The following is a 13852-nucleotide window of genomic DNA, read 5'->3' as shown; positions in this document are numbered from 1 at the left end:
TGTTCGCTCGGCTAGGTCAGCCGGAGGAAGAGTTCTTCGATATCGTCTGCGCTCAAAGCGTCGCCGGAGCCGTGAATGCATCCGCGCATGGCGGAGGAGATGATTTTGAATCCGGCCCGGTCAATGGCTTTGGAGACTGCGGCGAGCTGGTTGACGATATCGCGGCATTCCCGGTCGTCTTCGATCATGTTGATGACGCCCTGCAGCTGCCCATTCGCACGTTTGAGCCTATTGATGATGGCCCGGCGTTGCTTGGCTTGCAGCTGTGCGAGCTCCTCGTCGGTCAAGTCTGGTTCGACTGCCGGCACGATGAGGTCCTCGTCAGCTTCGGCCGCTTCGCTGGGAGTTGAGGCGACGTGACTCGATGCGGCGGCATTCGTGTCGTCTTCCTCGTCCCGGGCGGATGTCCAAGGTAGATCCCCCATGGCCGGCTCCTTCCAGGGCTATCGGCGTCACATCGTCGACTGCCGATGCGCTTCTTGTGAATCTTAATTCATACGCAACGAGTCGATGGACCATCGTGGTTGCCCCTACCGGTATTAACCCTGGTAGGGGGTGCCCCGCTGCTTCGTCGTGAACACGATACACCTACTTTGTCGATTTGTTCGAATACCACCGTGGTCACGACCAACTGTTTTAACCTCGAAGCATGACCTCCCAGATGCCGACCTCGCTTGCCGACGCTGTCCGCGCCGCCCACACCGTCGCCTTCTTTACCGGAGCCGGAATGTCTGCTGACTCAGGTCTGGATACCTTCCGTGACTCCACAACTGGCCTGTGGAGTCATGTCGATCCGCAAGCAATGGCGTCGACTGACGCGTGGTTTACCGATCCTGGCTCGATGTGGCCCTGGTACCTGTGGCGACTCCGGCAGGCCCGCCAGGCCTCCCCACACCCCGGGCATATCGCCATTGCCCAGTGGTCCCAGCATCTGGCCGCCGCCGGCGGCTGGGGGCATGTGACCACGCAAAATATCGACGACCTGCATGAGCGCGCAGGAAGCGATGATGTGGCGCATTTACACGGCAAACTCAATGAGTTTCGCTGCGATACCTGCGCTCACCCAGCAGCAGAACCAGAGCCTTTAACCGAGCCGACTGAGTACCTACAGCCGCCCTTGTGCACTATGTGCCTGATGGGTCATATCCGCCCGGGGGTGGTCTGGTTTGGTGAGGCGCTGCCGGCACGTGAATGGTCCGAGGCCGAAGCGCACATCACCACTGCCGACCTGATTGTTGTGGTCGGCACTTCTGGGGTGGTCTACCCCGCGGCGGGGCTGCCTTTGCAGGCCGCACGTCGTGACATCCCCATTGTGGAGATTTCACCGCAGGAAACCGATCTGAGCCCGCTCACAGTTGCCTCATGGCGCACTACCGCCGCCCAGGGCCTGCCTGCTGTAGCGCACCTGGTGTGCAGTTAGCCCATCGTCACCAGGTAGCTACCGACGGCAGCGACCACAATGACAACCACGGATACCAGCCCACCGTGGACGAATGGGCGCCAGCCGGCAGCGGCCAGTGTCTCGCGGCGCACACCAGTACCAAGAGCGGTCATGGCGACGAGGAAGAACCATGTACGTACCTGCTGGCTGGCATCAATGATGGCTTCGGGGATCGGCAGGATTGAACGCAGCGCCACTGCGACGATGAAGCCGATAACAAATAGTGGCACCAGCGGCGGGGTTGCTGCCGACGGATCAGCTTGGCCACGACGACGTTCCTGGATTCCGATGACCGCAAGCACCGGGGCCAGCATGAGCACACGGGCAAGTTTGACGACCACGGCGACGGTCAGTGCCGCGGAGCTCACTGCCGCACCGGCGGCGACGACCTGGGCGACTTCATGGACGGAGCCGCCGATAAAAATGCCGGCAGCTTCATCGCCGAATCCGAGGAGGCGCGCCAATATCGGGGCGATAGCGATCATGGCGGTGCCGTAGAGCACGACCACAGCAACAGCGGTGGCGGCTTCGTGAGCGCGACGTTTGGAGAGCACGCCATCAACACCTGCGACTGCGGCAGCACCACAGATAGAGCAACCGCCGCCGATGAGTAAGGATTGTTCCCGTGGCAGTCCCATTGCCCGGCCGATGAGGACCGCGGCGGCAAGGCCGGCGACAACGACGGCGACGACCAGTACAAGTGCCCCGATTCCCAGGCCGATGATATCGCCGACGGGGATAGCAAAACCGAGCAGCACCACACCGATGCGCAGTACTTGCTTCGCCGCTACCGCGATACCTGGTTCCGCCGCCGTGGGCACACCGGTGGTGTTGACCACGATAATGCCAAGCAGGATAGCTACCAGCAGCGATGGGATACTGATGCCGAGGTGGGCGAAGACCAGCCCTATCCCCCAGGCGATAATTGCGCCTGCCAGACAGAATCCGAGCCCAGGAATTTTCGCTGCTTCCATAGCGGTTTAGTGTAGACCACACTGCCAAGGCCTATCGGCAGCAGAAAACCCCGATCCACCAAAAATTGGATCGGGGTTTTCTATGCTCTGAGCTGGTGTTATCCGCGCTTCTTGGCTTCGGCGAGCACCTGACGGCCCATCACCAGGCGGCAAATCTGGTTGGTGCCCTCGTAGATCTGGGTGATCTTGGCGTCACGCATCATTCGTTCAACCGGGAAGTCAGTGGTGAAGCCGTAGCCGCCGAGCAGCTGAACAGCGTCGGTGGTGACCTCCATGGCAACGTCGGAAGCGAAAGTCTTCGAGGCGGCAGCCATGAAGCCCAGCTTGCCGCCCTCAGCGGTCGTGCCACGCTCGGCATTAGCGGCGGCGGTGTAGACCATGAGGCGGGCAGCTTCGATCTTCATGCGCATATCGGCCAGCATGAACTGGGTGTTCTGGAAGGCGGCGACGGGCTTACCGAACTGCTCGCGCTCCTGGACGTAATTCACGGCGTAGTCGAAGGCACCCTGTGCAATACCCAGGGCCTGCGCACCGATGGTCGGGCGGGTGTGGTCCAGGGTCGCCAATGCGGTTTTGAAGCCGCTGCCTTCTTCACCGATCATGCGGTCGCCGGGAACACGGCAATCCTCGAAGTACAGCTCGGCGGTCGGGGAACCCTTAATGCCCAGCTTGTGCTCGAGGCCGCCGACGCGGAAACCTTCGTCGTCCTTGTGCACCATGAATGCGGAGATGCCATTGGCGCCCTTATCCGGGTCGGTCACGGCCATCACGGTGTACCAGGTGGAGCGGCCACCGTTGGTGATGAAGCACTTGGAGCCGTTGATAACCCAGTCATCGCCGTCGCGGACGGCGCGGGTCTTCATCGCACCGGCATCGGAACCAGCGCCGCGCTCAGTCAGGGCGTAGGAGGCCATCTCGCCATTGACCAGGTCGCCGAGGACCTTCTGCTTCAGTTCGTCATCACCGGCGAGGATAAGGCCCATGGTGCCGAGCTTGTTCACGGCCGGGATAAGAGAGGAAGAACCACACACGCGGGCAACTTCTTCGATGACGATACAAGCGGCAACCGAGTCGCCACCCTGGCCACCGAACTGCTCCGGTACGTGAATGGCGTTGAAGCCAGCGGCGTTCAAAGCCTGCAGGGCTTCTTCGGGGAAACGGGCATTAGCGTCGACATCGGCTGCATGCGGCGCGATTTCCTTCTCAGCCAGGTCGCGAACGACGGAGCGGAGCTCCTGATGAAAATCTTCGAGCTGGAAGAGTTCGAAATCGGGGTTCAGTGCCATTGGGTGGGATCCTCCCTGGATCATTAGCGTCCCGGGCTTAATCTAGCCCGTAGAAGTACATTCTTTGTCTAACTATACGCAGTCAACTGGGGCTGTGGCCGATATTGCGCGCCGACCACAGACTCAGCAGCACCCCCACTGTCAGTCCAGGTAGAGGATGGCGCAGTCCGACGGCAAGAAATTCGCGCAGCATTGCGGTGGCCCAGTACCGCACGGGGGTGGGCGCACCGGTGACATGCCAGTGCAGGCCGCGTGCACGAAGTTCATCGCGGATTCGGAAAACATGGAAATCACTGCTCACAGCCACCACCGGCCACCGGGTCACCATCGGCGCCGAATAATCAAGATTTTCTGCAGTGCTCGTGGACTGAGTTTCTTCGATAGCGCTAATCCCGCGCTGCGCGAACCACTGCCCCATCACGCGAGCTTCAGCGGAAATCTCGTCGCTTCCCTGTCCCCCAGAGACAATGACGTCCACCGGAACAGGGTTGGTGGTGATGATCCGGTAGGCAGTTTCTAAGCGGGCCTCGAGCAGCTCGGAGGGTTCATTGCCGCGTAAAGCACACCCCAGCACCACGACGGTGCCGACAGGCCCGGTGCGCGTGCGGGCCCAATACCGCCGGGCGAGTTCAAATGCTGGCACCATCGCACCGGGCATGGCCGGGGCAATCAATCCGGCGGCCGCTAATACCCGCTGCCAACGAGGCCGCTGCGGCGCATCCGCGACCGGGCTCAGAGCAGCTATGCCAACAGCGGTGAGCGCCCCGAGCGTCGGCAAGCCCCACACCGGCGGTCGGGCCTTCGGCAATTTTGGGGGCTGCATGAGCGGGTCGCACCAAGCACGCAACCCGCCACCTACCAACACTGCGACGGTGGCCGAACCGGCCGCAGCGGTCACAACAGCGCGTGGGCTAAGCATGGTTCTGACGCTAATCGACAACCACACTGAGCTGCACGCACAAACGCCACCGCCGCACCCGAGAGTCGGACGCGGCGGTGGCGTAGCTAGGCGCGGTGGTTTACCGCAGGGCGATATAGGTGTTCTTATCGGCCCAACGCACCAGCTCCACAATCTGCTCGGTGGTCACTGCCACACAGCCGGCCGTGGCGGCGCCATTGGTCTCATGCAGGAAGAACGCAGAACCGCCACCGGGCTTACGGGTCGGGTTGACCCCCATCACCAGGGCGTAATCATAAACGTCGTAGCTGGCGAGGCGCTCAGACTTCGACTCGTCGAAGGGGCAGGTGCCCGGGTTGCATTCCTGGTGAGTGTTGTACAGGGGGCTGTTGGAGTCCCCAACCCACCAGTCATCGCCATCAACCTGGGTGTAGGGCACCTTCGCACCCGGGTCGGCGGCGCGACCAAACGCAGTATTGAGGGTGAATACACCAGCCGGGGTCATCGGGGTGCCTTCGCCGTAGTTCTTACCAATGCCGTGCGGGCCGACCTTGGCGGAGATAGCGGGGCCAACCGGCAGCCAACCACCGCCGACGCGCTCGTACCGGCGCAGGGTGGCATTGGAGCCGTTGGTGCCTTCGACAGCCACAACCTGGGTGGCGGTCAGCGGAACATCGGAGTCAAACCAGGTATCCACTGCGTCCGGGTTGGGCTTGGGCAGCTCCGGCTTGGGGAGTTCCGGCTTCGGCTCGGGCTTGGGCGTCGGTGCCGGTGCCGGTGCAGGTGCAGGTTCCGGTTCCGGCTTCGGCTCGGGCTTCGGGGCCGGCTTATCGGTATCAGTGTCCGGCTTATCGGCATCAGTGTCCGGCTTATCGGTTTCACCGTCGTTCTGGCCGAAAACGCTGCTGAGCACTTCGTCGAGGTAATCGAGTAGGCGCTCCACATTGTCAGTGGGCAGGCCCAGGCTTTCACCCAATGCCACCAGGGCGCGGTAGATATACGGCGGGATGTACTTGCCGTCCAAGGGCAGGGACTCTGCCAGTTCCTTGGCCTCAGCCGGGCTCAGGGAAGCCTCGGCCTGGCGGCGGGCGTGTTCGACCACAGTCGGGTTCAGTGGGCGGTTTTCTGATGAGGTGGTGCCAATAGTGCTCTGCGGCACTGTGGGCGCTGACTCTGCGGCATAGGCCGGCACGGCCAGCGAGCTAAGCAGACCAGCTGCAGTAGCAGCCGATACCAGGGTCCTGCTGAGGTTCATGAATTCACTCCGAAACACGATGTACGCGACTAATTGAGATTACTAACAGCAGCAAACTGTTACAGGTGGGGTTGATGTTACAGGTGTTGCTAGTAGTCGGCCGAAACTATTGCTCAAGATACCCCTGGACACTCCCCCTGGCAGCTACGCATTCTCACGCTGAAAAGTACGCACACCCCAAGCAATACACAGCCCCGAAAGCACCAGCGTCCACAACAAAGCCCACAGGGTCTCCAGGCTCAACACCTCACCGACGAACGTGCCACGCAAACCGTCAACAATATGGCGGAACGGCAAAATATTAGCCACGAACTGCAACCAGTCCGGACCCAGCGACATCGGCAACAAAATGCCCGACAGCAACAGAATCGGCATCAGCGCCATATTGATAATCGGCGCCATCACGTCCTCACTCTTAGTGGTCAACGCCATCGCATTCGACGCCGCCGCACCAGCAGAACCCAGCAATAACGCAATCAACAACCCCACCAACACCCCACCCAACGGGGCATCCATGCCGAACAAATAACCCAAAATGATGAGCAAGGTGGCCTGCGTCAACAACTGCACCAAGTCACGCAACACCCGCCCCAACAGCAGCGACACCCGAGGCGCCGGCGTCACCCGCTCTGCCTCCACAACGCCCTCGCGCCACTCGTTGATCAAACCAAAACCGGCGAACAGGGCACTGAAAATCGCCAACTGAATCAACAGCCCCGGCACGAAAAAGGTGTACGTATTGTCCACCCCAAGGGTTCCCGACAGCGGTTTAAGCAGCGGAGCAAAAAGGAACAGGTACAACACCGGCTGGGCCAAGCCCACAATCACCCACGCAGGATTGCGCAGGTTCATCCGCATCTGGCGGCGAAAAACCACATTGGTACAGGTAAGAAACTCGCTCATCACTACTGCCCTTCCCGCAAAGAGTATCCAGTGAGGTTGAGGAACACGTCGTCAAGCGTCGGACGTTGCACCTCCAACCCATCGGCGGCGACACCAGCGTCGGCAAGCTGACGTAAAAGCTCCGGCAACTGCCGCGAGGCATCACTAACCCGCACCCCAAGCACCGTCGCACCACTGCTGACATCACGATGCACCCGCACCTCATCATCAGCACTGCTGGCATGACGGGCCAGAATCCGGGTGGCGGCGGCACAATCATCAGAATCGGCGACCTCAAGACTCACCAATTCACCAGGAATATCGCGCTTGAGCTTGCGCGGCGAACCATCAGCGACCAGACGACCATGATCAACAATGAGCAACCGGTCTGACAGCGCATCAGCCTCATCGAGATAGTGAGTGGTAATGAACACCGTCACACCATGATTCTCCCGAAGACCCCGAATATGATCCCACAGATTCTGCCGCGCCTGCGGGTCCAGCCCCGTCGTCGGCTCATCAAGAAAAATCAGCTGCGGGCGGTGCACCAACCCCATCGCAATATCGAGACGACGCCGCTGACCACCCGATAAAGTCCGCGGCCGACGATCCCACAGCCCACCCAGATCTAAATCCTCAAATAAAGCCTCAGCCCGGGCGGTGGCCTCACGCAGACTCAACCCATACATCCGGCCGTGGTCAACAACCTCCTCACCGGCATGAGCGGTACCCCCAGTCGAACCGGACTGGGACACATACCCAATCGCGCGCCGCACCCCCACCGGATCAGTAGCAATATCGCACCCCACAACCCGCGCCGACCCCGAATCAGGCTTCAGCAACGTGGTCAACATGCGCAGCGACGTGGATTTACCAGCACCATTGGGCCCCAGGAAACCAATAATGGAGCCCGGCGCGACATCAAAGGTCAGATTGTCGACTGCGGTATGCGTGGTGGTTTTCCCCTTGGCTTTAGAGGTAAACACCTTGGTCAGTTCGCGCGCAGAGATAATGGGTTCAGCCATGAACACTTCCGTTCAGACAGGGCAAGGTGCGCCCCCTTTGAAACACGACACCGAGAGTCTACGCGCCACAGGCCACGCCCTAGGCCCGAGTGTGCAGCGTCCACACCGCCAACTGCTGCGGCTGATGAGCACCAATATGGGCATCTTCCTGCCTGGCCCACATATGCCAAAACGGGCCAAAATTTCCATCCCGCGCCATCGCCCGGCGATACCGGGTTTCGGCGTCCAACTCGACCCAGATCGGCCACACCGGCCCAAAACGCCGGGCAGCAGCAATATTCGCCGCCGTCACCGCCCCACAGCCTTCAATAATCATCGACTGGGTCGGGTCAGTCGGCACGAACTCAGCGAACCTGTCGGCGTACCAATCCCAGCGTCGGAAGCCCGGGCGGCGTGGGTTGAGCATCTCTTCAGCTACCGACGCCGAGCCCTCAGCAAGCCCCGACCAACCCGGGTACGCGTCTTCAATATGCACCACCGGCCAGCCCAGGGTGTTGTGCGCACGGCGGGCGAAAGTGGTTTTCCCGGAGCCGGAACGGCCGTCGATAAGCCAAATCACCTAGCCCCCCATGCCAATCAGCCGGAAGGTACCGAAGTGCATCGCCAGGCCCAAAGCCACAACCGGCACCGCAACGCAGTAGGCAAAGAACACCGCATCGGCGAAACGCAGATGCGATTGCCGGGCCCAGGTGCGTTTACCCTCAGCGCCAAAACCACGGGCTTCCATCGCGGTGGCGAGTTTGGTGGCCCGGCGCAAAGCGAAGACCAGCAGTGCGAACACCTGGTTCAGCAGGCGACGGATAAGCCCGGTATCCCCCAGCCCCCGGGCGCGGCGGGCGCGGGTGAGGGCATACCAGTCATCAATAAACAACGTCACCATGCGCACACTGGCGGTGGTGGCGATAACGAACCGGGCCGGTAGTTTGCACAGCTGGGACAGTCCCGCGCCGAGCTCAGTGGGGTCAATATTGATCGAGAACACCACCGCAGGCAGACCAATAGCCAACACACGCAAAGTGATCGCGATGGCCAATTCCACCGAGTTCTCCGTGACGTGTGCCAGCAGGAACGAGAAGTACTCCTTCCCGCCCGGTTCGCCGTAGAGCAACATGGAGATACCACTCAGCGGCGCGGCGAGAAGGACCTGCCAACCACGCCGGGCAATCCGACGCAGCCCCACCCCGCAGATAAACGCCGCAGTCAGGGTCAGCACTACCGCGATGAGCGCGGAGAGCCAGTCGATGGTCAGCAGCAGCGGGGTGCCCATGACCAACAGCCCAACAAACCGAGTAACCGGGTTTAGGCGACCAATGAGGGTGCGGTCAGGTTCTGCGGTGCCATCAAGGCGTGTCGCCCCGGGGGCGGCAGCAGCAAGATCGAAATCACTCATCGGTTACCTCCCTCGCGGGTAGGTCAATGACATGGTCCCCCATGGCTTCGACCACCAGTGGGTCATGCGTAATAGACACCACCGTGCCCCCATCATCAACGAGGCCGCGCAGCATGTGCAGCAGCTCAGTGAAGGTCCTGCGGTCCTGGCCGAAGGTCGGCTCATCAAGAAGCACCACCGACGGGGCGGTCGACAGCACCGTGGCCACCGACAATCGCCGCTTCTCCCCGCCAGAGAGGGTAAACGGGTTGGCTTTAGCCAAGTGACTAAGCCGGAGGCGTTCGAGTAGCTCATCGACGCGGGCGTTGGCAGTATCCGTCGCAACACCGAGCACCTTCGGTGAGACCAGGAGTTCTTCGCGCACACTCGGCGCGGTGAATTGGTGCTCTGGGGATTGGAAAACACTGCCGATACGGGCGGCGAGTTGGCGCGAAGACCAGTGTTGCGGGTTCGCCCGATAAGCCGGGTCGATGGGCTGGGGTGTTGCCCACCGCCGCCACTTGGGCCGCGTGTGCGTCGGCAAGCCCTCACATAATTGCGCCGAGGCCAGCACCTGCCCGCTAGCGGCTGGCAGCAACCCGCCGAGGGTCAATGCCAGGGTGGATTTTCCGCACCCATTAGGGCCGGTAATGCAGGTCGAAGCGCCGACGGGCAGTTCGATGGACAACCCGGTGCGCACCGGGTCGATGATGCCTTCGGAGTTTTTGTAGCCGACGGCGAGGTTGTCAGTTGCCAGTGCCCAACCATTACCGGGAAGCGGCTGGGCGGTGCCGACCTCAGGTGGCGGCCCGGGAATCCACACGCCATCTTCCCGCAGGGCATCGCCATAGTCGGCGAGGATCTGGGCGACCGGACCGTCGGCGATGATGCCGCCGCGACCGACGACGATGATCCGGTCCACCACATCAACCCAGGCGTGGACACGGTGTTCGACAACAATGACGGTGGCGCCAGTGTCATCGGCGGCGCGGATGACCGCATCGCGCAACTCCCCCACCCCGGCCGGGTCGATATTGGCTGTCGGCTCATCAAGGGCAATGATGCGCGCCCCCATGGCCAGCACGCCGGCCAGCGCTAAGCGTTGTTTCTGCCCACCGGATAGGCGGGCGGTGGGGTAATCCCAAGGCCGGGGCAGCCCGACGACGTCGAGGGCATGGTGGACGCGGGGGAAAATCTGCTCCCGGTCGATACCGAGGTTTTCGGCACCGAAGGCCACATCATCACCAACGCGGGCGGAGATGACCTGCGCATCGGGGTCTTGCAGCACCAGGCCCACATCACCACGCGAGGCATCAGCGCGGCGGCCGTGGATGAGTAGCTCACCGGTCTGCTCGCCCTCATCAGAACCACCCAGCACACCGGCGATAGCGGCTAGCAGGGTGGATTTGCCTGCACCTGAGGCCCCGAGGACTAACACCCGCTCCCCGGGGTCAATACGCAGGTCTATATCAGCAAGCGCTGGGTTTCGGCGGCCACCATGACGCCAGCCGAAACCGCGCGCACGTACTGCTGGGGTGTCGTGGGGACTCACACCAAATCGCGGGCTTCACGGCCAGCGGCGAAGCGGTCCAACGCACCGGTGGCGGCAAGTGCCCGGGTGAGCAGCCAGCCACCAACACCGGCGATAACGGCGCCGGAGATCATCGCGGCCACAAGGTAGATCATGTTGAATTCCAGGGACTTCTCGATATTGCCCCACAGGAACAACTCATGGGCCCACATACCGAAACCGGCCATAGCACCGGCGAACATGGAGGCCTTCAGGCCGAAGAACTTGTAGGCCAGGATCAGGAAGGCAAGTTCAGCAGCAGCGCCCTGGGCCAGGCCGGACCACAACACGGTGTAGCCCCACTCATTACCGACGGCGGCAGATACCGAGGCGCCGACCATTTCCACGAAGAGGGCGGCACCGGGCTTGCGGATAATGAGGCCGCCCAGCACACCGCCGATGAGCCAGCCGCCGCCGGCCAGGCCGGACAGGCCGGGGGTGAATCCGTCGAGGAATTCGTAGCCGCGGCCACCGATGTAGTTCCACACGAGGAAGATCAGGCCGGTTGCCACACCGAGGACGGCGGCGACAACAATATCGACCAGCCGCCAGCTCAAGTTGCGGTGGGCTGGTTCGATTTCTTGGTAGTTACTCAATGTGTGCTCCTTTGCTTTTATAGCTTGAGCACACGGGTCTCACCGTGACACCACCAGCGCGATGTGCGTCGCGTGGCAGTATCTGCTTCCTTCGCCGGCATTACCCGGATCAGGTTCAACGGTCGAAGGCGATCTGCGCCTTACTCTCAGCCCGCCTATTCGGGCCCCCGTGCACTGCGACCAAAAGTACATGATCGGCCACATTGGGCGGTACCGCGGGGTTATAGTCCCACAACCATGAGCACTGTGTTCCGCCCCGGCGTGCCTGCCGCAGATGATCCGGTGGCCGCAGCGAAAGCCCGCGCCGCCCAGTTTGAGCGTCGCCCCTCTAAACAGACATGGCTCCGCCTGGTTTTCGTCGCCATTGCGATCCAAACCGTGGGGCATATCTGGGTGCTGAGCGGCCGCACCTTCTACTGGGATGATTTCATCATCGTCGGTTCGGCGGTGGAGCACTCGATGTTCTCCCCCAGTTTCTGGTGGCAACCCCATGACGGGCATTTAGCGCCGCTTGCTTTCTTCCTGCAGGCCGCCGTCAACGCCATTGCACCCTGGCAGTGGTGGTTACCGGCGGTGATCATGACGCTTGCTCAGATTGGGGTGGGCTTAGTCGCCGCGCGTACCATCCACGCCATAGCTGGGCGTTCCTGGCAGGGCCTGATTGCCTTGGCGTTTATTACCTGGACCCCGCTGGTGCTGCCAGGTGGTACCTGGTGGTCGGCTGCGGTGAACTCCTTGCCGATGCAGTTAGTGCTGTTTTATTGGGTGCGCGCTGCGGTGGTGTTCTCTCTCCGCAGTGAGCGGCAGATTTCTGTGGCCAAGGCCGCCCAGGCCAGTGGTTTGCTCATCATTGCTTTGCTGTTCTTCGAGAAGTCATTGGCGATTGTGCCGGTTTCTGCGGCTATGGCGGTGTCGGTGGCGTATATGGAGCGGCGCAGCTTAGCTGGGATGTTCAACCGGGGCCGCCGGCTGTGGATTCCGGGCACCATCATCACCCTGGTCTGGGCAGTGATTTACGGCATCGTCGCTGCCGACGATGCGCGCAAGGCCTCCGGGGAGCCCCGCATGGAGTTGGTGCTCAACGGTTTGGGCCAGGTTTTGGCTGCTCAGGCAGGTGGTCCGTGGCGTTGGGAGCGGTGGGCCCCAGGCCAGGCGTGGGCTGATGCCCCTGCGGCGCTGATCTCTACGGGCGCGATTTTGGTTCTGCTGGGCGCAGCGGTGGCCATGCACCGGGATTGGCGCGCGTGGCTGCCGCTGAGCTTTGCCACCACCTACCTGTTCGCGGTGCTCATAGCCATGACCTGGGTGCGTTCGGGTGAGGGCACCGCCAATGAGCTGGCGAAAACGCTGCACTATTACGGCGATGTGGCCATGGTGACTGGTTTGGGCCTGGCTGCGGCCTGGTCGGACCGGGTGAATCCGTTGCCGAAACGCTCCCGCTACCTGGTGTTAGCGCTGGGCGCGGCGCTGGCGGCCTCTTCGCTGGTGTCAGTGCATGCCTATCGCACTGCGTGGGCTGATGATGTGGTGCCGTCGTGGTTGGCTACGACAAAGAAGTCGCTTGCCGACGCTGCCCCGAACACGCCGGTGCTGAATCAGCCGGTGCCCTTGGAGGTGCTGTTGCCGGTGGTGCGGCCGATGAACACGTATCACTACGTGTTCGACGATCTGCGCGACCGGCCGCCGTTTGAGCGCTATACCGACCGCCCGCAGATGTTTGATGCCAGTGGTGCGCTTATTGCTGCGGAGGTCTCTGCTGTTGGCACGATGGAGCGCGGTGGGGTGCCTAATTGCGGTTCGCAGATGGTGATTGAGGCTGATGGCACCGGCACCATGGATGTCCCGATTTCGGACATTGTGCAGATAGGTGACTGGGTGGTGGAGTTCAATGCCACCGCCAGCGAACCGATGCAGGTGCGGGTGGCAATGCCCAACCCGTACCAGACTGTTGCGCAGACCTACGAGGGTTCGGCGGTGGTTCCCGTTGGCACTGATTTGAAGCGCCAGTGGGTTGCTGTGGGCGGCGGCGGCAATATTGTGCGCGTGGTGGTGCGCGATGCCACCCCGGGCGCTACCTTGTGCGTCGGCGCAGGCGGGGTGGGGCCCTTGGTCCCGGCTGGTAGTGCTTAGTGCCCGCGTTTGGCCCACTGTGCCGTATCGGCGGGCACAGTCAGATAGAGTTGGTGTCAGCAAGTAGCGTTTCTCACCTATGTACCCGCCTCTAGGAGACACTTATGCGCCACCGTCTACCCGCCGCCATCGCCGCTCTGGCTCTTGCTTCTGCTGGTCTGGTTGCATGCTCCCCGCCGAATGAGCAGGACTCTGATATCACCGTCGGCGATCAGGAAGCCACCACCGACAGCTATAAGCAGGACATGTCGACTACCCCGAGTGACGACGCTGCTACCGACGGCGAGCTGCAGGACAGCACCAGCGAGGTCAACAGCACCGATGAGGTCGACAGCACCTCTGATGATGCCGTCAACGAGGTTGAGGACGCTGTTCAGTAGCGACTTCCGCAACACCGTAAAAAGAACGCCCCCGACCGGTATCCCC

The 13852-nt window shown here is 61.9% G+C and carries 14 protein-coding genes and 1 riboswitch; of the genes, 3 read left to right on the top strand and 11 right to left on the bottom strand.

What is annotated here, in order from left to right; genetic code table 11:
• Positions 1-11 precede the first annotated feature (11 nt).
• Positions 12-263: a metal-sensitive transcriptional regulator gene (locus KRX51_RS10155; protein WP_255549460.1), complete on the bottom strand. Its 252-nt coding sequence runs from the start codon at positions 261-263 to the stop codon at positions 12-14.
• A 386-nt stretch (positions 264-649) separates the two neighbouring features.
• Here KRX51_RS10155 and KRX51_RS03775 point away from each other — a divergent pair, with 386 nt between their 5' ends.
• Positions 650-1420: an NAD-dependent deacylase gene (locus tag KRX51_RS03775; RefSeq protein ID WP_218361597.1), complete on the top strand. Its 771-nt coding sequence runs from the start codon at positions 650-652 to the stop codon at positions 1418-1420.
• Here the strand turns inward: KRX51_RS03775 and KRX51_RS03770 are convergent.
• The 10 genes from KRX51_RS03770 to KRX51_RS03725 all read right to left on the bottom strand — a co-directional run bounded on the left by KRX51_RS03770 (position 1417) and on the right by KRX51_RS03725 (position 11296).
• Positions 1417-2415, bottom strand: coding sequence for a YeiH family protein (locus KRX51_RS03770; protein ID WP_218361596.1), 999 nt, complete (start codon positions 2413-2415; stop codon positions 1417-1419). The two genes, KRX51_RS03775 and KRX51_RS03770, sit on opposite strands and share 4 nt — an antisense overlap.
• A 98-nt stretch (positions 2416-2513) precedes the next feature.
• The gene (locus KRX51_RS03765) at positions 2514-3701 is read right to left on the bottom strand and encodes an acyl-CoA dehydrogenase family protein (protein WP_218361595.1); all 1188 of its coding nucleotides are present in this window, start codon (positions 3699-3701) and stop codon (positions 2514-2516) included.
• A gap of 82 nt (positions 3702-3783) precedes the next feature.
• Complete coding sequence (locus tag KRX51_RS03760) at positions 3784-4620, bottom strand: YdcF family protein (RefSeq protein WP_218361593.1); 837 nt, start codon at positions 4618-4620, stop codon at positions 3784-3786.
• A gap of 100 nt (positions 4621-4720) precedes the next feature.
• Positions 4721-5854 (bottom strand): L,D-transpeptidase, encoded by a 1134-nt coding sequence (locus KRX51_RS03755; protein ID WP_218361591.1) that lies wholly within the window; start codon positions 5852-5854, stop codon positions 4721-4723.
• Between the two features lie 144 nt (positions 5855-5998).
• The gene (locus tag KRX51_RS03750) at positions 5999-6757 is read right to left on the bottom strand and encodes an ABC transporter permease (protein ID WP_218361590.1); all 759 of its coding nucleotides are present in this window, start codon (positions 6755-6757) and stop codon (positions 5999-6001) included.
• Between the two features lie 2 nt (positions 6758-6759).
• Positions 6760-7761, bottom strand: coding sequence for an ATP-binding cassette domain-containing protein (locus KRX51_RS03745; protein WP_255549368.1), 1002 nt, complete (start codon positions 7759-7761; stop codon positions 6760-6762).
• A gap of 79 nt (positions 7762-7840) precedes the next feature.
• Positions 7841-8320, bottom strand: coding sequence for a hypothetical protein (locus KRX51_RS03740; protein WP_218361588.1), 480 nt, complete (start codon positions 8318-8320; stop codon positions 7841-7843).
• Positions 8321-9151: an energy-coupling factor transporter transmembrane protein EcfT gene (locus KRX51_RS03735; RefSeq protein ID WP_218361586.1), complete on the bottom strand. Its 831-nt coding sequence runs from the start codon at positions 9149-9151 to the stop codon at positions 8321-8323.
• Complete coding sequence (locus tag KRX51_RS03730) at positions 9144-10682, bottom strand: ABC transporter ATP-binding protein (RefSeq protein ID WP_218361584.1); 1539 nt, start codon at positions 10680-10682, stop codon at positions 9144-9146. The genes KRX51_RS03735 and KRX51_RS03730 overlap by 8 nt, the downstream gene beginning before the upstream one ends.
• On the bottom strand, positions 10679-11296 hold the full coding sequence (locus KRX51_RS03725) for an ECF transporter S component (protein ID WP_255549367.1): 618 nt from the start codon (positions 11294-11296) through the stop codon (positions 10679-10681). The genes KRX51_RS03730 and KRX51_RS03725 overlap by 4 nt, the downstream gene beginning before the upstream one ends.
• Before the next feature lie 69 nt (positions 11297-11365).
• Positions 11366-11477, bottom strand: a riboswitch (TPP riboswitch).
• A gap of 56 nt (positions 11478-11533) precedes the next feature.
• Here KRX51_RS03725 and KRX51_RS03720 point away from each other — a divergent pair.
• Together KRX51_RS03720 and KRX51_RS03715 are read left to right on the top strand one after the other, a co-directional pair.
• Positions 11534-13426, top strand: a complete 1893-nt coding sequence (locus KRX51_RS03720; RefSeq protein ID WP_218361582.1) for a hypothetical protein — start codon at positions 11534-11536, stop codon at positions 13424-13426.
• Between the two features lie 104 nt (positions 13427-13530).
• Positions 13531-13806: a hypothetical protein gene (locus tag KRX51_RS03715; RefSeq protein ID WP_218361581.1), complete on the top strand. Its 276-nt coding sequence runs from the start codon at positions 13531-13533 to the stop codon at positions 13804-13806.
• Positions 13807-13852: the final 46 nt, after the last annotated feature.

Source organism: Corynebacterium sp. TAE3-ERU12 (genome assembly GCF_019209905.1).
GTDB lineage: Bacteria > Actinomycetota > Actinomycetes > Mycobacteriales > Mycobacteriaceae > Corynebacterium.
Note: the sequence above shows the minus strand (reverse complement) of the source record. Positions and strands in the feature narration are given on the sequence as shown.

What these genes read in the sequence shown, in the direction of transcription:
- KRX51_RS03775 (WP_218361597.1), top strand. Translation starts at nt 650, where the DNA reads ATGACCTCCCAGATGCCGACCTCGCTTGCCGACGCTGTCCGCGCCGCC.
- KRX51_RS03770 (WP_218361596.1), bottom strand. Translation starts at nt 2,415, where the DNA reads ATGGAAGCAGCGAAAATTCCTGGGCTCGGATTCTGTCTGGCAGGCGCA.
- KRX51_RS03765 (WP_218361595.1), bottom strand. Translation starts at nt 3,701, where the DNA reads ATGGCACTGAACCCCGATTTCGAACTCTTCCAGCTCGAAGATTTTCAT.
- KRX51_RS03760 (WP_218361593.1), bottom strand. Translation starts at nt 4,620, where the DNA reads ATGCTTAGCCCACGCGCTGTTGTGACCGCTGCGGCCGGTTCGGCCACC.
- KRX51_RS03755 (WP_218361591.1), bottom strand. Translation starts at nt 5,854, where the DNA reads ATGAACCTCAGCAGGACCCTGGTATCGGCTGCTACTGCAGCTGGTCTG.
- KRX51_RS03750 (WP_218361590.1), bottom strand. Translation starts at nt 6,757, where the DNA reads ATGAGCGAGTTTCTTACCTGTACCAATGTGGTTTTTCGCCGCCAGATG.
- KRX51_RS03745 (WP_255549368.1), bottom strand. Translation starts at nt 7,761, where the DNA reads ATGGCTGAACCCATTATCTCTGCGCGCGAACTGACCAAGGTGTTTACC.
- KRX51_RS03735 (WP_218361586.1), bottom strand. Translation starts at nt 9,151, where the DNA reads ATGAGTGATTTCGATCTTGCTGCTGCCGCCCCCGGGGCGACACGCCTT.
- KRX51_RS03720 (WP_218361582.1), top strand. Translation starts at nt 11,534, where the DNA reads ATGAGCACTGTGTTCCGCCCCGGCGTGCCTGCCGCAGATGATCCGGTG.
- KRX51_RS03715 (WP_218361581.1), top strand. Translation starts at nt 13,531, where the DNA reads ATGCGCCACCGTCTACCCGCCGCCATCGCCGCTCTGGCTCTTGCTTCT.